17 protein-coding genes are annotated in these 19,138 nt (G+C 42.3%); 14 read left to right on the forward strand and 3 right to left on the reverse strand.

Going from position 1 to position 19,138, the window contains the following annotated elements; all coding sequences use genetic code 11:
* Positions 1-7 precede the first annotated feature (7 nt).
* Genes MKY74_RS11380 through MKY74_RS11420 form a run of 9 tightly spaced genes read left to right on the forward strand, consistent with a single transcriptional unit; the run spans position 8 to position 10,513 of the window.
* Positions 8-1,321, forward strand: coding sequence for a lipopolysaccharide biosynthesis protein (locus tag MKY74_RS11380; protein ID WP_076170377.1), 1,314 nt, complete (start codon positions 8-10; stop codon positions 1,319-1,321).
* A 52-nt stretch (positions 1,322-1,373) separates the two neighbouring features.
* Positions 1,374-2,552 (forward strand): glycosyltransferase, encoded by a 1,179-nt coding sequence (locus MKY74_RS11385; protein ID WP_076170376.1) that lies wholly within the window; start codon positions 1,374-1,376, stop codon positions 2,550-2,552.
* A 23-nt stretch (positions 2,553-2,575) separates the two neighbouring features.
* Positions 2,576-3,490 carry a glycosyltransferase family 2 protein gene (locus MKY74_RS11390; RefSeq protein ID WP_076170375.1) on the forward strand — a complete coding sequence of 305 codons (915 nt, stop codon included), beginning with the start codon at positions 2,576-2,578 and terminating at the stop codon, positions 3,488-3,490.
* Positions 3,459-4,049, forward strand: a complete 591-nt coding sequence (locus tag MKY74_RS11395; RefSeq protein WP_076170374.1) for a putative colanic acid biosynthesis acetyltransferase — start codon at positions 3,459-3,461, stop codon at positions 4,047-4,049. The genes MKY74_RS11390 and MKY74_RS11395 overlap by 32 nt, the downstream gene beginning before the upstream one ends.
* Entirely contained in the window at positions 4,046-5,275 is a 1,230-nt protein-coding gene (locus MKY74_RS11400; RefSeq protein WP_076170373.1) for a glycosyltransferase family 4 protein, read from the forward strand. Before MKY74_RS11395 ends, MKY74_RS11400 begins: the two co-directional genes overlap by 4 nt.
* Positions 5,276-5,291: 16 nt before the next feature.
* Complete coding sequence (locus MKY74_RS11405) at positions 5,292-6,677, forward strand: sugar phosphate nucleotidyltransferase (RefSeq protein ID WP_076170372.1); 1,386 nt, start codon at positions 5,292-5,294, stop codon at positions 6,675-6,677.
* A gap of 37 nt (positions 6,678-6,714) precedes the next feature.
* On the forward strand, positions 6,715-8,052 hold the full coding sequence (locus MKY74_RS11410; protein WP_076170371.1) for a UDP-glucose dehydrogenase family protein: 1,338 nt from the start codon (positions 6,715-6,717) through the stop codon (positions 8,050-8,052).
* A 50-nt stretch (positions 8,053-8,102) separates the two neighbouring features.
* Positions 8,103-9,308, forward strand: coding sequence for an O-antigen ligase family protein (locus MKY74_RS11415; protein ID WP_076170370.1), 1,206 nt, complete (start codon positions 8,103-8,105; stop codon positions 9,306-9,308).
* Positions 9,309-9,352: 44 nt separating this feature from the next.
* Positions 9,353-10,513 (forward strand): nucleotidyltransferase domain-containing protein, encoded by a 1,161-nt coding sequence (locus MKY74_RS11420; protein ID WP_076170369.1) that lies wholly within the window; start codon positions 9,353-9,355, stop codon positions 10,511-10,513.
* 34 nt (positions 10,514-10,547) lie between these two features.
* On the opposite strand, the gene MKY74_RS11425 is transcribed toward MKY74_RS11420, so the two are convergent.
* Positions 10,548-12,122, reverse strand: a complete 1,575-nt coding sequence (locus MKY74_RS11425) for a glycosyl hydrolase family 28-related protein (protein WP_076170368.1) — start codon at positions 12,120-12,122, stop codon at positions 10,548-10,550.
* Between the two features lie 159 nt (positions 12,123-12,281).
* Here MKY74_RS11425 and rfbB point away from each other — a divergent pair, with 159 nt between their 5' ends.
* From rfbB to MKY74_RS11445, 4 genes are all read left to right on the forward strand, one after another.
* Positions 12,282-13,280, forward strand: a complete 999-nt coding sequence (gene rfbB / locus MKY74_RS11430) for a dTDP-glucose 4,6-dehydratase (RefSeq protein ID WP_084203894.1) — start codon at positions 12,282-12,284, stop codon at positions 13,278-13,280.
* Between the two features lie 164 nt (positions 13,281-13,444).
* Positions 13,445-13,747: a lasso peptide biosynthesis PqqD family chaperone gene (locus MKY74_RS11435; RefSeq protein ID WP_076170367.1), complete on the forward strand. Its 303-nt coding sequence runs from the start codon at positions 13,445-13,447 to the stop codon at positions 13,745-13,747.
* On the forward strand, positions 13,734-14,228 hold the full coding sequence (locus tag MKY74_RS11440) for a lasso peptide biosynthesis B2 protein (protein WP_076170366.1): 495 nt from the start codon (positions 13,734-13,736) through the stop codon (positions 14,226-14,228). The genes MKY74_RS11435 and MKY74_RS11440 overlap by 14 nt, the downstream gene beginning before the upstream one ends.
* A 13-nt stretch (positions 14,229-14,241) precedes the next feature.
* A complete protein-coding gene (locus MKY74_RS11445) occupies positions 14,242-16,050 on the forward strand; it encodes an ABC transporter ATP-binding protein (RefSeq protein ID WP_076170365.1) in 1,809 nt (602 codons plus the stop codon).
* 107 nt (positions 16,051-16,157) lie between these two features.
* Here MKY74_RS11445 and MKY74_RS11450 read toward each other — a convergent pair whose 3' ends face one another.
* Entirely contained in the window at positions 16,158-16,985 is an 828-nt protein-coding gene (locus tag MKY74_RS11450) for an NAD(P)-dependent oxidoreductase (RefSeq protein WP_244169265.1), read from the reverse strand.
* A 66-nt stretch (positions 16,986-17,051) separates the two neighbouring features.
* Positions 17,052-17,441, reverse strand: coding sequence for a MerR family transcriptional regulator (locus MKY74_RS11455; protein ID WP_076170364.1), 390 nt, complete (start codon positions 17,439-17,441; stop codon positions 17,052-17,054).
* A 343-nt stretch (positions 17,442-17,784) separates the two neighbouring features.
* Here MKY74_RS11455 and MKY74_RS11460 point away from each other — a divergent pair, with 343 nt between their 5' ends.
* Positions 17,785-19,017, forward strand: a complete 1,233-nt coding sequence (locus MKY74_RS11460) for an acyl-CoA dehydrogenase family protein (protein ID WP_076170363.1) — start codon at positions 17,785-17,787, stop codon at positions 19,015-19,017.
* Positions 19,018-19,138 lie beyond the last annotated feature (121 nt).

Below are 19,138 nucleotides of genomic sequence, written 5' to 3' on the forward strand. Positions count from 1 at the left end.
CCGCGAGATGAATGCAAAAAAGCATACACTTAGGCTTCCTCTGGCTGGACGAAATTTCACCTCATTGCTGCTCGGCAATTTAGTGTACTCCATCTCACAATGGGGAATGATTATTGTCATTGCCAGACTAGGAAATCCTATCTTTGTTGGGCAGTATTCACTTGGACTCGCGGTAACAGCTCCAATTATTTTGTTCTTAAATCTCCAGCTTCGTAATTTTCAAGCAACCGATACGAATTCACAATACGAATTTCATCATTACTTGAAGCTTCGTCTAGTCACTATGTTTATAGCATATTTTGTTATTGTCGCTATTGCTCTGTGGGGCTATCAGAATTGGGATTTGTTCCTTGTAACCTTATTTATAGGTTTGGCTAAAGTATTCGAATCTATCTCTGATATTTATTTTGGGTTTTTTCAGAAACATGAAAATATGAATTACATATCAACCTCAATGATCCTAAAAGGAATTATATCTCTGGTAATTCTATCGATAACAATGGCACTTACAAACAGTATAGTATTGGGATCTTTGTCTGTAGCCATAACTTGGTTAATGATTCTATTACTATATGATTTGAAAAACGGTTATAAGCTATCAACGGTAATCAAAAAACCAATAAAATTAAGCAGTATGTTTTTGATTCGAACCATGGACTTTAAACAATTAACAAAAATCGCCTGGTTGACTATTCCGTTAGGAATTGTCTCCACTCTCGACTCTCTAAATAGTAATATCCCAAGATATGTCCTTCAAAATATTGGTGGGGAAGAAACAGTGGGATATTATGCTGCAATATCTTATTTCATGATTGCTGGCGGAACCGTGGTAAATGCGATGCTCCAATCTACAAGCCCGAAACTGGCCTCATACTATAGGCTCAATCTTAATAAGTTCAAACAATTACTTATCCGATTAGTATGTCTTTCTACAGGAGTTGGGGTGATCGGTATTCTAGCGGCTATCGTATACGGTAAACAAATATTAAATATTATGTATGGTTCAAATTATGCCGCACATCACCAAGCATTCGTCTATATAATGGCCGCAAGTGCTGTCTGGTATATAGCTAGTTGTCTGAGTATAGCATTAACTGCTTCAAGATTTATTAAAGTACAGGTTCCTATTTATATCTTGTCATGCATCTGTGTGATGATTACTTCTCTATATTTCATTCCTCAATATTATTTATTAGGGGCAGCAATGAGTGTATGTGCTGGGATGATCACGAGGGCAGCATTAACTCTGGCATGCGTCGTTTTTTCAGTAAGAAAACAGAGCAATGTAGACGTGATCTCCGTCCCAAGAAGTAACTTTTGATAAACAAGTGTCCTTATTCTGATATATTTTTTGCCCAGAGGTGTTGAATAAAATGAAAATTTTACATGTCATTGCTAATTTAGCGACAAGATACGGAGGTCCATCGCAAGCAGTTATAGGGATGGCTAAAAGTCTTGTGGAAATGGGCAACGAAGTTACAATTTTTACAACCAATCAGGACGGGGATGGCGTATTGGATGTACCGGTGAATACACCGGTTTTAAATGAAGGTGTAAAAATCTACTATTTCCCAATACAAAATCCAAGGTTTTTCGGAACTTCTTTACCTATGGCAAAGGCTCTAAAAAAGAGTTTGAGACACCAGGAATTTGATTTAGTTCATATCCATTCTCTATATCTTTTTCATGGTGCTGTTGCTGCGCATTATTGCCGCCTTTATAACATTCCATATATTATTAGGCCCCATGGCACATTGGATCCCTTTCTATATCAAAGGAGTCGAAAGAAGAAAGCTGTTATAGAGTTTTTATTTGAAAACAGAAATATTAAGCATGCACAAGCGCTTCATTATACAACTGAAGAAGAAAAGCTGCTGGCTCAACCATTTGTAAATAATGATAAAGGATTCATTGTCCCCAACGGGCTTTATTTAGATGAATATAATCTCAGTATTACAAAAGGACAATTCCGCGAAAAGTACCCGGAAACCAAGGGGAAAAAAGTTATACTTTTCTTTAGTAGATTGAATTTTAAGAAAGGTCTCGATTTATTGATTCAGGCTTTCGGCAACATTGCAGAACAACGGGACGATATTCATCTTGTGATTGCTGGACCGGACAATGATGGGTATGGGGAAAAAGTAAGGAATTGGATTGATGAGCGTAATTTGAATTCTCGTGTAACCTTTACAGGAATGTTAACAGGGCGTGACAAGTTAGAAGTGCTTTATGATTCAGATATGTTTGTTCTGCCATCCTATTCTGAAAACTTCGGAATTTCGGTGATAGAGGCCATGATATGTGGTTTGCCAGTCATTATATCAAACAAAGTCAATATATATCGCGAACTACTACAAAACCATGCCGGTGAAGTTGTGAACTGTGATGCAGACGAATTAACTGGAAAAATAATAAAGCTTCTAGATAATCCCGTTTATTCAAAATCCATTAGTGAGAATGGAAAAGCATTGGTTCAAAAATATTATCAGTGGTCGAAAGTAGGTCAAAGCTTAGATCACAATTACAGATTAATTCTAAATGGACAACTATAAATTTTGAAAGGAGGATAGGAAACTTGAATGACTTAACGATTGTCATTATTACAAAAAATGAAGAAGATAATATTAAAAAATGTATTAAGTCCATACGCAACATAGCAAAAAGAATCGTTATAGTGGACAGTTATAGTACGGACAAAACGAAGGAAATTTGTGAGATGTTGGGATTGGACTTCTATGAGCATGAATTTCAAGATCATGCCTCGCAGCTTAACTGGGCCTTTAAAAATACGAATATTTCTACTACCTGGACTATGAGAATGGACGCGGATGAGGAATTGACTGCCGAATTGTGTGATGAAATTAACAGGCGATTAGAGCATCTCCCTGAAGAAGTGAACGGAGTAATTCTGAAGAGAAGAGTTTATTTTATGGGGAGATGGATCAAACATGGAGATGTTTATCCTCAATGCTTGTTGAGAATATTTAGAACTGGTACGGCTGTCTGCGAACAGAAGCTGATGGACGAGCATATTATTTTGTTAAAAGGTAGCTCTGTGACCTTTAAATTTGATCTCATTGATAACAATACAAAGAATCTGGAATGGTGGACTCAAAAACATAATTGGTATTCTAACAAAGAGTTAACAGAATATATTATGAACCGGAAGAAAACGGAAGAATCAAAACAGGAATTAAAACCAAGTTTATTTAAGGGCCAAGCTGAAAGAAAGAGATGGTTAAAGCATTTAGTGTATTATCGAACACCTTTATTTACAAGACCGGGCTTGTATTTCTTTTACCGCTATTTCATTAAACTAGGATTTCTAGATGGAAAACAGGGATTGATTTTTCATTTTTTACAAGGTTTTTGGTATCGATTTCTGATCGACGCAAAGATTTACGAGCACAACATGGTTGATGATAAAAACTCTAGAACAAATGGGAGCAAAAAAAATTATGAAGAACATCATAAGGTTGGATCAATATAATCAAAGCTGGTATTCCCGGGGACGGAACGGCTTTATTGTCCTTTTATGGTGGATGATCCAAGGAAGTTTATTTCGATTTTCACTACATCCTATGTACTCCTGGAGAAATTTCTTGCTTAGACTATTTGGAGCTCGAATAGGAAAGGGAGTTCAGATTCGAGCCAGTGCTAAGTTTACTTACCCTTGGAAGGTATCGATCGGGGATTACTCTTGGGTCGGAGATCAGGTGGAGTTTTATAGTTTGGATCAAATTGACGTTGGGGAGCACTGCGTAATATCCCAACATAGCTATTTATGCACCGGCTCACATCGAATTAATGATCCGCAGTTTTCTTTGCTAACGCATCCCATCCGGATCCATAATGGGGCGTGGATCGCTAGCGATGTTTTTGTCTATCCAGGTATAACTATTGGAGAAATGGCAGTTGCTGCTGCGAGAAGCACAGTAACACGCGATATTCCTTCAAACGAGATTCATGGGGGATCGCCAGCTGTATTTCTCAAACACCGCTTCAAAAAAGAGGACGAAAACCAATATCTGAAAGAGGTAACACTATGAAGCGAAACATCGTATTTGTCATCAATTATTTTTATCCTGACTACGCTTCAACGGGGCAGCTTCTAACCGAACTGTGTTTACATATCCAGCATGATTTTAATATAACTGTGATTGCAGCTGAGACTGAAGAAAAAGCCGAACCGAAAAAGGAAAAAAGACGTTTCACCCATGATCGACTGGAGAATATAGATATTATACGTATTAAGCTTCCACAATTAAATAAGAGAAGTAAGCAGAGTAGGCTCAAATATATTTTGACCTACTTTTTTTATTCCATTTTGATAATTCTCAGACTGAAAAGAGTACATCTCATTTACACTATCTCTACTCCCCCTATTGTAGGCGGGCTAATCGGTACTATTGGGAAGTATTCAAAACGTGCAAAGCATATTTACAACATCCAGGATTTCAATCCCGAGCAAGCAGAAGCAATCGGATATATGAACAACAAGCTGATTTTTAAATTAGCCCGCTGGGTCGACACAGTGAATTGTAAATGCGCCGACCACATTATAACTGTCGGTAAGGATATGCAGCAGACATTAGTTGATCGATTTAAGAATAGTGCGGTAACAGATAATACCGTAATAAATAACTGGACAGATGAGAAAGATATAGTCCCTTTACCGAAAGATCATCCTAAAGTGGCGGACTTCATTGAGACCCATGGGTGGAAGGATAAATTTATTGTAATGTACTCCGGAAATTTAGGTCTTTATTATGATTTGGAAAATTTAATCGATATCACCTCTGCCTTTAAGGAGCAAAATGATATCGTATTTGTCTTTATAGGTGATGGTGCTGTAAAAAATGAAATGCAGCAAAAAGCTAAAGATAACCCAAATGTTTTTTTTCTTCCGTTCCAACCTAAGTCTGATATTAAATTTACGCTTAATGCAGCTGACATTCATCTAGTAGTTAATCAAAAAGGGATTAAGGGTGTTTCCGTGCCAAGTAAAATCTATGGTGTAATGGCTGCTGGTAAACCTATTTTAGGTGTACTTGAACGAGGCAGTGAAGCAGCGATGCTTATTGAAAATAGCAGATGTGGGACAGTGGTTGAACCACAAAATTATGATGAGGTTATTAAACAAATCTATTATTTTTACAACTTGAGGAATCACGAGCTAACAAGCCGAGGATTACAAGGAAGAACTTATTTAGATAATAATTTGAGAAGGGATATTTCGTTGGATAAGTACCGTAATCTATTACTGTCTGTGTGAACAGGAGGTAGGTAGCATGAAGTTGGTATTATTGTCCGGAGGGTCAGGCAAACGATTATGGCCGTTATCCAATGACGCTAGATCCAAGCAATTCTTAAAAGTACTAGAGAACGAAAAAAAGGAAAAGGTGTCCATGGTTCAACGGGTTTGGGGGCAGTTAGCTGCGAGCAAACTTGCTGAGTCCAGTTATATCGCAACAAGCAGTTCTCAGGTTGAAATTATGCGCAGTCAAGTCGGTAAGGATGTTCCCATTATTGAGGAACCAGAAAGACGCGACACATTTGCTGCAATCTCTCTTGCAGCAACATATTTGTACTCCCATGAGGGAGTAAGACTTAATGAGACGGTGTGCGTATTACCTGTTGATCCGTATGTAGATAATCACTTTTTTGAAGTGGTTAGAGGATTGGAAAATGTGATTAATCTCTCAAATGTTGACTTGGCGCTCATAGGGGTAACACCAACTTACCCCTCTTCAAAATATGGATATATTATTCCTTCAGATAACAAACCAAGCAATTCAAATAGTTACTCTGAAGGATATTTAACGGTCAGTCACTTTTACGAGAAACCAACCGAAGCGATGGCCGAGTTATTAATAAGTAAGAACGCACTTTGGAATTGTGGTGTATTCGCATTCAAACTTAGTTACGTCATTCATCTTCTTGAAGTTATGGGATTTCCTGTCGAATATAAGGAGTTGTGCAAGCAATATTCGTCACTTCCCAAGATCAGCTTTGATTATGAAGTAGTTGAAAAAGCCGCAAGTGTAGCTGTCGTTTCATACGAGGGTTACTGGAAGGACTTAGGTACATGGAATACATTGACAGAAGAGATGAACAGTCAACAAATAGGCAAAGGTATTATTAGTGATGATTGTGAAAACACCCATTTAATTAATGAGATCGATATTCCTGTTTCTGTTGTAGGGCTTTCGAATGTAGTAGTAGCGGTGAGTCCTGACGGAATTCTTGTAACCGATAAGAGTGCAAGTCCTCGAATAAAAGATTTTATTAATTTTAATCAGGGGCCTATGTATGAAGAGAGGGAGTGGGGATGGATTCGAATCCTCGATGACCAATCGTATAACGATGGCCGCTGCGTTATAACTAAACGAATAGGTATTACAAAAGAAAAAAATATTAGTTACCGCATGCATTCCAGCCGTGAAGAGGTATGGACCATCGTGAAGGGGGAAGGAGAATTTATTCAGAACGGAAATTTTATGCGTGTAAGCGCAGGAAACGTGCTGCATATCCCCATGAAGACGCTGCATAGCATACGTGCACTAACTCCAATGGAAATCATCGTGGTTCAAACTGGGATTGGGCAGGAGCGAAACCAATTAATCGAACTTTATCAGACATGGAATGAGATGGCTGAGAATTGCATAAAAGTTTGACGATTTACTAGGAACTTAAAGAAAGGGGTCTGAAAAAGTGAAATTAGCTGTAATAGGAACAGGTTATGTTGGTCTAGTCTCTGGAGTATGTTTCTCAGAGCTTGGCAACGATGTTATTTGTGTTGACAAAATATCCTCAAAAATTAGCATGCTTAATGGAGGAGAAGTCCCGATTTACGAACCAGGTTTAAAGCAGCTTATAGCCCACAACAAGGAAGAGGGACGGTTGAGTTTTACAACTGATTTGACTGAAGCAGTAAGAAATTCCGATATCGTAGTTATTGCTGTTGGGACTCCATCCATGTCAAATGGTCAAGCGAACTTGAGTTATATTATGGAGGCTGCAAAGGAAATTGGACAGGCGCTTAACGGCTTTAAAATCATTGTTACTAAAAGTACAGTTCCTGTTGGAACTAATGAAAAAATTCGGGATATTATTGCTGAGCACTCAATGTATCCATTCGAAATAGCTTCTGTTCCTGAGTTTTTACGTGAGGGAACAGCTATTGAGGATACTCTTCATCCAGATCGAATTATCATTGGGGCAGCAACTGAGATTGTTAAGGAAACTTTAATCGAACTACATAGTCCTCTGACAAACAATATCATGATTACAGATATCCGTAGTGCTGAAATGATTAAATATGCATCGAATGCATTTCTTGCCACAAAAATATCCTTCATTAATGAGATTGCGAATATCTGCGAGAAAGTGGGGGCTGATGTAACTCAAGTTGCCAGAGGAATGGGGTATGATAAGCGAATTGGTCACTCTTTTCTTAAGGCGGGGATTGGATATGGTGGCTCATGTTTTCCAAAGGATACCCAGGCACTTGTACAAATAGCAGGTCAAATGGATTACGACTTTAAATTATTAAAATCAGTAATTGAAGTTAACCATGACCAACGGTTTAACATCATTAGAAAACTTGAAGCCATTTTAAAAGAACTATCGGGAAGAACCATTGCTGTCTGGGGGCTGGCCTTTAAGCCAGAGACAGATGATATTAGAGATGCGCCAGCACTTGAAATTATTTCCTCATTGTTGAGTAAAGGAGCCAGAGTAAAAGCATATGATCCGATTGCATCGAAAAATTTCAGTAATGTTTTGCAACATGAATGCCTAGAATATTGCAACAATGTGCGCGAAGCTGCAGAAAATGCTGATGCACTGTGCATCCTTACTGAATGGAACGAATTCCGAGAAATCTCACCAGATCTTATCCAATCCTGGTTAAAACTTCCTAATCTTATCGATGGTAGAAATTTGTACAGTGAAGAGGAACTAAAAGGAACTCAATTAATTTATTATTCAGTAGGGCGCCCAAATATGAACAACGGAATTAAAGAGCAAAGTCCTATATTGTCGATTTAAACATAATATACATCATTTCTTTAACTGTTGTAAAAAGAAGAGGTGCAAATATGATAATAAGAAGACTTAATTATTTTTTGTTTTTTTTAGTTTTATTCGTTAACTTTTCTTCTCAGATGAGATTTGGCATAAGTTCAACTTTTTATATTATGAAATTTGCCCTCTTTGTAATTCATTTATTATTTATGAGCCTATCATTATTAAATGAAAAAATAACCTTACCAAGGCAAATTAAAGTCTTAATTCCCATATTTTATATTTGGTTCTCAATAATGGTTGTCGATACTGTCTATATTAAAAGCTTCAATAGCTTTATCTCAGCATTACTAGTCGTTTCTTCTTATATACTTTTATTTTTATATTGTTTTGTAATATTTCCTAATTACATGTTATGCAAGAAAATAACCTATCAATCGATAGTAAAAATCGCTTACTTTGCGGTCTTTTTTGCTCTCATGATGTCAACTCTTCTAGGATATGGTAATCCAGCATCATTTCATTTCGATCCCTTCAGTTTAAGGAATAGATATATGGGTTATTTTGAACATCCAAACATATTAGGGTTGTACTCTTTTATGGGGATATGCCTTTCCTTCCTTTTAAGTCAAATATCAAAAAATAAAATCTATTTAGTAATGATTCCAATTTATTTAACTTTTGTTCAATTATCTTCAAGTCGTACATCTTTTTACGTTACAGCATTGCTAATTCTAGCCATAATGCTACATAAAATTGTAATAAAATTTCTAAGGTTATTTATGAATCCTTTGTTTTTAACCTTTATTGGTGGTTCTATTTTACTATTAATTTTAATAGTTGACTTTCCGACTCTAATGGAAGCTATAGATAAAGGAACAAGTTACAGGTTAACAATATGGACAGAGCTTTTAAGTCAAAGCGATAGTTTATTTAAAGTTATTTTTGGACAAGGAACTGCTAAGACTGATGCATCAAAAGATAATTACTATGTTCTTGTTCTAATTAATAGCGGAATTGCAGGGCTGCTAGCATTTTTATCAATTATCTTTCTTATTTTTAGAAGTATGATTAAACACGTCAAAAACAAGTCGAGTGAATATATAGTCATAATTTTTGTCCTCTTTTCGCTATATTCCTTAACAGAGAGTGTTTTCTATACTTTGGGTAATGGATTCAGCATGTTTGTTTGGATTTCAGTGGTTCTTTGTTTGTCTAATCAAATTGATGAGCAGAACAAAAAAGTTAGGAACGTGAATCATGCGATTTATAATTCATAAGATAATTATTTCCTGTAAATATGAAGGAAGGGAAGAATTAAGAAATGGATAGTTTTGCCGATGCATCGAGTGGCTTGCCAAATGAATTAAAGTTCATGTGCGCTCTAATACGATCGGAAGATAATGATTCCCATTTAACGCTGCTTAGTAATTTAACTAGAGAGGGCTTTGATTGGGATATATTTATTAAATTTGTAGACCATCATCGTGTTTATCCATTAGTATATGAGCGGTTGTCAAAACTTAAAGCTTCCACCATACCTGTTAATATTATGGACTTGCTTAGAGAAATGTATAAAAGAAATATGTTATTTATGATGAGTCTCACTGCTGAAATGCATGCAATTAATGAGTGCTTCGATAAAGAAAACATACCTGTGATTATGTTAAAGGGGCCAGTCTTATCACAGGAACTATTTGGTAATATTTCATCGAGAACTTCCAAAGATTTAGATATTTACATCCCAATTAAAGATATAGATCGAGCAGAGGCCTTGTTATTAGAATCAGGATACTCTGCTACTAACAATAATTATAGAGTAGGAAGAGGGTGGAAATGGAGAGAACATCATATGTCTTTTATAAACAAGAGTAAGAATATTCAGGTAGAACTTCACTGGAGACTAAGTCCAGATACTGATAGAGAGCCAAGTTTTGACGAGCTATGGGAACGCAGGGTAACGAGCTACCCCTTAGGGAAGCAAGTCTACCTACTTAGTAATGAGGACTTATTTATGTATCTTGTTTGGCATGGTTCAAGGCACGGGTGGTTTAGATTAAGATGGCTGGTAGATATAAAGATGCTGCTGGAGAAAACGATTAATTGGTCAAAATTATATTCACTTCTGTCTATGTATCATTGTAAACATTATGCGTCCCAGGCTTTAATACTGTCAGAACATTTATTCGAGACAAGTATCCCACTAAATTTTCATTTACAATATAAAAAAAAATATACTCCAAGTTTTATTTTGGATGTCTTCGACTTTATTTCTAATATTAAAACGAAGTCAGTACTTGCACCTAGTTATAAGAAGCAGTTATTTTTGCTGAAGTCAACGAGACAAAAAATCGTTTATATCGTTAGTCGATTATATCCAAACTCCTGGGATTCAGCGGCGATACCTTTGCCACGTCAACTTCAGTTTCTATATTTTATTTTGAGACCATTCATAATTATATGGAGACATTTTAAAACTAGTTAAGAAATATTTGATTTACCTAGATTTGTTATTTTATTTAATATTCGATTTGACAAACAGCTTTTACATGAACTATTAGCGAAGTACTTAGTAAGGTCATAATACTAATACTTAAATTACCAGCCACATTGACAGTCGCATCTAATTGTGAAATCACATTACCAGAACTAACATCACTAACTAACCTTTGAACATTCGCTAAATTATAAGCGGGTTGGCCACGGTCTCTGTACCGAACGATATATATGGCCGACCGAGTATGGTTGTAATCTCCATTGGCAACGAGAATCTCTACAATCCAACTTCCTTCATTTGTTAAGGGAACTGTAACTAGATGCTCTACTTTCTCAGTGGTGATTTCAAATTTCATTTCAAAATTTTTTCCTGTAATAAACTGTTGTAATTTAGATTTGCTTTGGAAGAATAGTTGATTTTGATCATTATGAAAAAATTCAGAAACCTTTGGTTCATCAGGAATAGATGAGTTTCCCATATAACGGGGAGCAGCAGAAAATAGAATGTTTAAAGCGGAATCGCCACCAATGTTCTTAACTCTTGGAAGTTTAGAGGCACGATTAGATCCACAGTCGCCAATTATTGTCCGGTTAGATACAAGTATTTCATCTTCAGTATAGTTTTCAAAATAACAATCGGTAACAAATGTTCTATACCCACGATTTATTATTGCTGGTTGCTTTGTGAACCCACCTGCAAATCGACAACGGGTAAAAAAGGACAAAGCCGCATTTGAATTGATTTGAACGGCAGACACTGACATATTTGTTGAAGAAAACTCACAATCGATAAATTGATTATGTTTCCCAGTTTCAATGTAAACAGAGCTTAATCCTTCACCTCTTTCTAGAACACAAGAATAAAATTTATTTGCCTGCGGAATGTTTGCAAAGTCATTGTGTCCATAACCAGGAAAATTTGAGTTGCTGGCGCTCATTACGTGGTACGATTTTTTTATCGAGGCAAATTCGCTCTTATCGACTTTGTTGTTACCAGCACCATTTAACATTAAGAGGCCACCGCCACAATACTCTATATCTATAAGAGTGAAGTAATTATTTTGGCATGCGTCCCATACCATACCCCATTTTTTTGCATTCTCGATTCTAATATGATGAAAGTATTCACCTGTGACAGTACCAGTTTCATATCCTATCACGATACCGTAATCAGCAAAATTATTGGCATCTATTTTAATATTCATTATGCCACCTCCCCGATGCCCAAATTGATTAGTTCCCGAATAATCAATTACTCGATCCATAGGGGTTATAGCCTTAATAATTGTTGCATGCCCTGAACCTTGTATAATTATGTTTCTATCCTTAAAAGTAAGTTTTCTGCTAACTAAGTAAATACCTGGTGGGAAAATCAGTTTTCCCCCGCCATATTGATAGAGAAGATTTAAAGCTTGTTCTATTGAAGAGGTATCATCGGTAACTCCATCACCTTTTGCTCCAATTGATTTTACATTAAGTCCTCTTTCAAATAATTCAAGATCAATATTGTCAATAGTGTTATTTACTATTTTTGGTAGATCTTCGCTTTTCCCATTCCATAGTTGATAGTTCAAATATTTTGTCTTGTCCGATGACATTTATTACTCACTCCTTAAATAAGGATTCTCATTATTCCTCAAATATGTTCATGTCCATTGTTATATTATGTTTTTCTTGATCTTTTTGGACCAGGGTACTTGTGTATTTTTTAACTTTTTCATGATTTAGGGAATACTATGAATTGAGGTGAATAATGTTTGAAAAAGGGAAGTCCCACTATATTAATTACCGGAGGGGCCGGCTTCGTAGGGAGTAATTTTCTTCAGCTTATGCTTTCCAAATATCCTTCCTATATGTTTGTGAACTTGGATAAGCTGACATATTCAGCTAATTTAAAGAATCTTCAAAATTTCCTGAATTATAAAAACTATACTTTTATTCAGGGGGATATTTGCGATCGAATTTTGGTTCATTCTATTGTTGAAGACTACAATATCGATTTCATTATTAATTTCGCAGCAGAATCTCATGTTGATCGCAGCATTATAGATCCATTAACTTTTGTTTCAACGAATATCAATGGTACACAATCTTTATTAGACGCTGCTGTCAGAAACGATATTAAATTGTTTTTGCAAATCTCAACCGATGAAGTATATGGTTCACTAGATGATACTGGGTATTTTACTGAAAAGTCAGAGATTGCTCCCAATAATCCATACTCCGCTAGTAAGGCGAGTGCAGATATGTTAATTCGTGCTTACAGCAATACATATGGTCTTCCTTTTAATATTGTAAGGTTCGGAAACACCTATGGTCCATCACAGCATCCGGAGAAACTTATACCCATGGTGATAATGAATGCATATCATAACAGGAGCATTCCAATACATGGGGAAGGCCGGAGTATTCGAGACTGGGTCTTCGTTAAAGATAACAATGCGGCTATTGACATGGTTCTACACTATGGCCATCGTGGAGAGGTCTATAACATCGGTTCGAGGCAAGAAAAAAGAACAATTGAAGTTGTGTGTTTGATATTGGAGATTCTAGGTAAGCCTGAACACCTCATCGAATTTGTTGCAGATCGACCTGGGCAAGATTATCGATATGCCAACAATCCAGCTAAAATCATGAATGAACTGGGGTGGAAACCTCAGTTTATTTTTTTGGAGGGATTGCAGCAAACAATCAACTGGTACTTAGAACATATAGACTGGTGGACTCCTTCTATGAATCAAGCCAAGATCCTTTGAACAATGGTTGAACGAAGATAGACCTAGCGTATCATTCTTTTCCCCTTAGAGACTTCAACACTCCTCGAAATTCATTTTAGTACAAGAATGTATACAATTTGACACGATAATTTGATATTATGGATACAAAATGTAACGCAAATCAAGTTAAGGAGGGTCTTTCGATGAACAAAGAGCTTATTGCAGCCAACATCATCTCCCAATCCCCCGGCTATCTCGTCAGCGACATGGATGGGGAGAAAGTCATGCTGAGTATCGAGACCGGCAAATACTACAACCTGGGGCAGATCGGCGGGCGGATCTGGGAGCTGATTGCTGCGCCGACCAGCCTGACGGATCTGGTGGGCCAATTGGTCGAAGAGTATGATATCGGGCCGGAAGCGTGCGAGCAGCAGGTGCATCCGTTTCTGAACAAGCTTGCGGCGGAGGGTCTGATCCAGGTGAGAAGCGGGCATGAGCTGGATTAGGCAGCTGAGTGCGTTTGTCCGCTTTCCATGGGCCCAGAAGATGATGTATGCCGAAGCCTACGCGCTCCTGGCATGGGGAAGGGTGCTGAAGGCACTCCCGTTCGCCAAAGTCGCCCCTTCTCTGGGGAGCTATATGAAGGAGACTCCTGAGGTGGAGCTTGGACGACAGGAACTGCTGACCATCCGCCAAGTCTCCAAAGCCGTTCACGGGATGAGCCGGTACACGTGGTGGGAGAGCCAATGCCTGGTCAAGGCGATCGCCGCCATGAAAATGCTGGAGCGCCGCGGCCTGTCGAGCACGCTGTATTTGGGAAGCGGCAGGGACGAGCAGGGGCGGCTGGCGGCTCACGCCTGGCTGCGCTGCGGGTCGTACATCGTGACGGGAAGGGAAGGGCACGAGAAGTATACGGTTGTGGGCATTTTCGGCAACGGAGCGGCAGCCGACCGAGAGGCCGGGCTCATGACGCGGCAATCCGGATAAGGAGCTACGTACAATGAAGGATTTATTCTACTATATTCGCATAATCCAGCGGGTCGCCGGAGGCAAACTGTACTTGAACATGTCCATGACCCTTCTCATCAGCCTGTTGGACGGCATCGGCATGTATTTGATCGTTCCGCTGCTGGGCATGATCGGCCTGCTGCAAATGGATTCGGGGAGCCTGCCGTTTTTGGCCCCGCTTACCGGGCTGATCCATTCCTGGTCCCTGCAGCTCAGCCTGCCGCTGGTCCTGGCGGTCTATGTCCTCATCCTGGGTGGACAAGCGCTGCTGCAGCGAAGCCAGACCCTCCTGAATGCAAGGATTATACAATCCTTTATCCGGACGCTGCGGACCGAGACGTATGAAGGGCTGCTGAGGGCCAAGTGGGAGTTTTACCTGCGTAAACGCCGGTCGGATTTTAACCACGTGATGTCCAACGAGCTGGGACGGGTCAATTACGGAACGACGTTATTTTTACAGATGGTGACGTCGCTGATCTTTACTGTGCTTCAAATTGCCCTGGCCCTGTGGCTGTCGCCGGCATTGACAGTGATGGTGCTGGTCAGCGGGGGGCTGCTTGCTCTGTTCGCACGGAGGTTTGTGCGCAGGTCCAAGCGGATCGGGGAGGAGACCACCGAGCTGTCCAAGCATTATTTTGCGGGAATCAGCGACCATTTCGGCGGCATTAAGGATATCAAAAGCAACCGGCTGGAAGCGTCCCACATCCATTGGTTCCGTAAACTGACCGACCAAATGGAGCATAACTTCCTCGAGTTCGGCCGGGTGAACTCCATGTCGCAGGTCATTTACCGCCTGTCCTCCGTCGTGCTGATCGCGGCATTTATGTACGTGGCGATTGCCGTGCTGCATACTCCGTCGGAGCAGCTGATTACGGTCGTGCTCATTTTTACCCGGCTGTGGCCGAGGTTTATCGGCATTCAGTCGAATATGGAGCAGCTCAGCTCAAATCTGCCGGCGTTTCATGACATGCGGAAGCTGCAGCAGGAATACGAAGCGGAGCAGGAGCTGATCAGCCCGGAAGCGGCGGGGGCTTCGAAGCTTGCCTTGGTAGACGGAATCAGCTGCACCGATGTCAGCTACCGGTACAACCCCAAGGAGCCGCAATACGCGCTGCGCGATATCAATGTCCATATTCCGGCTAACCGCATGACCGCTATCGTCGGCAAGTCCGGCGCCGGGAAAAGTACACTAGTCGACCTGCTGATGGGGCTGATCCATCCCGAAGAGGGAGAAGTGCGGGCGGACGGCGTTTCGCTCCAGCGCGAACGCCAGCTGCTGGCGCTGCGCGGCTCGATCGGATACGTGGCGCAGGATCCGTTCCTGTTCAACGAGAGCATCCGCTACAATTTGCAGCTGGTGGACCCCAATGCGCAGGATGACGATCTATGGCAGGCGCTGGAGTTCTCGGCTTCGGCCGAATTCGTCCGCAAGCTGCCGCAGGGACTGGACACGGTCATCGGGGACCGGGGCGTTCGCTTGTCGGGCGGAGAGCGCCAGCGGCTGGTGCTGGCCCGCGCGATTTTGAAGCGGCCGAGCATCCTTGTCCTGGATGAAGCGACAAGCGCGCTCGACAGCGAAAATGAGCTACTTATCCAGCAGGCGCTGGAACGTCTCAAAGGAAGCATGACGATGATCGTGATCGCCCACCGGCTGTCCACCATCCGGAACGCTGACCATGTGATCGTGATGGAGCAGGGCGAGGTGATTCAGCAGGGCGGTTATTTGCAACTCTCTCAGGAGAGCAAAGGTTCCTTCAGCAAACTGCTGAGCTACCAGAGCGGGGCTCAAATGCAGGTATGATTCGGATGAAAAGCAGCCCCCGGGAGGCGTTCGCGCTTCTGCGGGGGCTGCTGTTTTATTTCATGTGAGATGGTTATGAACGTATATTGGATAAGATATTATCGATATTAGGCTTGTTTATGCTCGCTGCTTAACAGGTCATACAACAGGTTCGACAAAGGTGCGGGGGCCCCGGCCTGCTGGGATGCTTGTTTAAAAATGCCCACGTCCTTTAACGGAATATGGCTTTGAGTAAAGAGATGATCCATGTTCTCGGCAGCCATCTGGCCGTAACGCTTATAAATCGGGGCGTTAAACAGCGTTTGGGTCAGCATATCCATCACGGGCTTGGGATCGCCACCGCTCTTTTCGACCATCGAGAGAGCTTCCCGAATGGTGTACACGGCGGAAGTAATCATGAAGTTTCCAACCAGTTTCACCTGATTCGCTGCCCCGGCTTTTTCACCAAAATCGAAAATATTCAGCCCTCCCATAGCCTCCAAAACCGGGCGGACTCGGTCTTTCGCCTGCTGCGGCCCAGCCATGGGGATGGAGAGCTGACGTGCTGCTGCAGCCTCCGGAACTCCAAAGATGGGGGCTTCGACCAGGGTGCTGCCATGCTCTGCGTGAACAGCGGCCAGCTTTTTGGAAGTATCCGGCGATATCGTGCTCATTGAGATATGAATCCCCCCTTTGCCAAGCTTCTCTAAAAAGCTATCGCTCATGACGATGCTCTCCACAGACGCATCATCCCACAAAATGGTGACGACGATTCCGCCAGCGGTTACGGCCTCATCGGGTCTGGATGCCAGCCGGGCGCCTTGGGCAATCAAAGGTTCGGCTTTGCTGGCCGTCCTGTTATGCACTACCAAAGGATACCCTGCATCGAGGAGATTCTTAGCCAGCGGCAGACCTAGGCTGCCAAGTCCGATAAATCCGATTGTCTCGTTCATCATGTTTATCCTCCTGGAAATGTGATTGTTATAAACATTACGTTAACGTCATGTTTGTGGCAAAAAAAATTAATGCTGCTCTGCGTCCTTGAGCCATTGCTCAAAGCGGTCGATATGGGTCAGCAAATCGGTCCGGAATTGTTGTAACCCCTCGATCTTCTGATCCGTCTCTGCGAGATGCTGCTTCAAGATGCCGAGCACTTTCTGTTTAGGTTGTACACCACTGGGATCCATGAAATAGAGATCGATCACGTCCCGTATTTCCTCCAAGCTGAGCCCAAGCTTCTTTAATTGGTCGATTTTGCGCAGCCGGGCAACGGTCTCATCTGTATAGTAATGCTGCCCATTGCCTTCACGCTCGCCTGGAGGGATCAGCCCCATTTTTTCGTAATATCGAACCGTACGCTGAGTAACCCCCGCTCGTTCCGATAAATCCCCTATGCGCATGCGATCCTTCATATCTTGCCCTCCAAACATGACGTTAACGTCGTGTTTATAAAATATCATCTTAATCCGGCTTTGTAAAGCGCGTATGTATATTGTGCCGGCTGCATCCCGTGCGGTGTTGAGCAAAATGATCGCAAAAAGCTTATTCGTTCAGCCTTTATAAAAAGAAACAGGTTCTGCTTTGGACAACACAGCCCCCGCATTATACAATGAAGAAAACATCTTTCGAAATAACCTGACAGAAGACTGACCGCGTTTGCGGCTTCGTTTTCTCGGGAAGTCAGTATACAGGCGTCAATTTTGATGCTTACTGATTTCGTTAGGAGAAAAGATACAGGCGAGGGGAGAGTGCAGGATGAATTCCATGCAAACAGATCCGTTTATACGAAATAATCGGGAAGCCGAGATCGCGTCCAGGTCCGAGCGGCTTGCGGCGGTATTTGCGGAGAGGGCTGCGGAACATGATAGGGAAGGATCGTTCCCGTTTGAAAATTTTGCTGACCTGAAGGAATCGGGTTATTTAAAGCTGACGGTGCCGGCGGAGTTTGGCGGTGAGGAAGCGTCGCTGTACGAAATGATCCTTGCCCAGGAACGGTTGGGAAAAGGGGACGGCTCGACGACGCTGGCGGTCGGCTGGCATGTGAGCCAGGTGCTGCAGATGCGCATCGGCCAGTCGTGGCCGCGCGAGCTGTATGCCGACTTCTGCAGGCAAATCGTCCGTGACGGGGCGATGATCAACCAGTTTGCCAGCGAACCGTCGACCGGCAGTCCGAGCCGGGGCGGCCGTCCGGGATCGAAAGCTGAGCGTACGGAAGGGGGCTGGCTGCTGACCGGCCGCAAAACGTTCAGCTCGCTCATCCCTGTTCTGGATCAGTTTACGGTCACTGCATTTGTGGAGGAAGAAGACAAGACCGGAACGTTTTTGGTGCGGAAGGGTCCGGGTGTCAGCATTGACGAAACGTGGAATACGATGGGCATGCGGGCGACCGGCAGCCACGACCTGGTGATGGAAGAAGTGTTCGTGCCGGACGGGGAAAGGATCGATAGTGAGGATCCTTTGGGAGGACAGCCGGCAGGTAAGATGTCCGACCACGGAGGGGCGCTGCTGCATATCCCGGCATGTTATATCGGCATCGCCTGGGCTGCCCGGGATTTTGCGGTGCGTTACGCCGCCAATTACCGGCCAAACAGCCTGCCGGGGCCCATTGCCGACCTGCCGCATATTCAGCAGAAGATCGGGGAGATGGAGTCCGAGCTGATCACCGCCCGCACGCTCATGTACAGTGTGGCGGACCGCTGGGACCGCCACCCGGAGCTGCGGCCGGGCATGAGGCCCGATCTCGGGCTCGTGAAGACGACGGCGACCCATGCGGCCCTGCGCATCGTCGATCTGGCGATGCGCATTGTGGGCGGGGCCAGCCTGTCGCGCCAGCTTCCGCTGGAGCGGATGTACCGCGACGTGCGGGCGGGTCTGCACAACCCGCCGATGGACGATACGGTCACATCGATGCTCGCCCGCCGGGCGATCGCGGACGTATCCGCAGCCGGAGAAGCGAACGGAGAAGGGAACTCGGGAACCAACCGGTAAGATCGGCTCGTAGGCTTGTAGGAACGTAAGCTCGTAGGATCGTAAATGATCGCTGGATGCGCAGGATGCGCAGGATCGTGATCGTAAGATCGTAGGTTCGAAATAGTAAGAAAGGCAGACG

It is taken from the genome of Paenibacillus sp. FSL R5-0378 (assembly GCF_038009285.1).
GTDB classification, from domain to species: Bacteria; Bacillota; Bacilli; order Paenibacillales; family Paenibacillaceae; genus Paenibacillus_AQ; species Paenibacillus_AQ favisporus.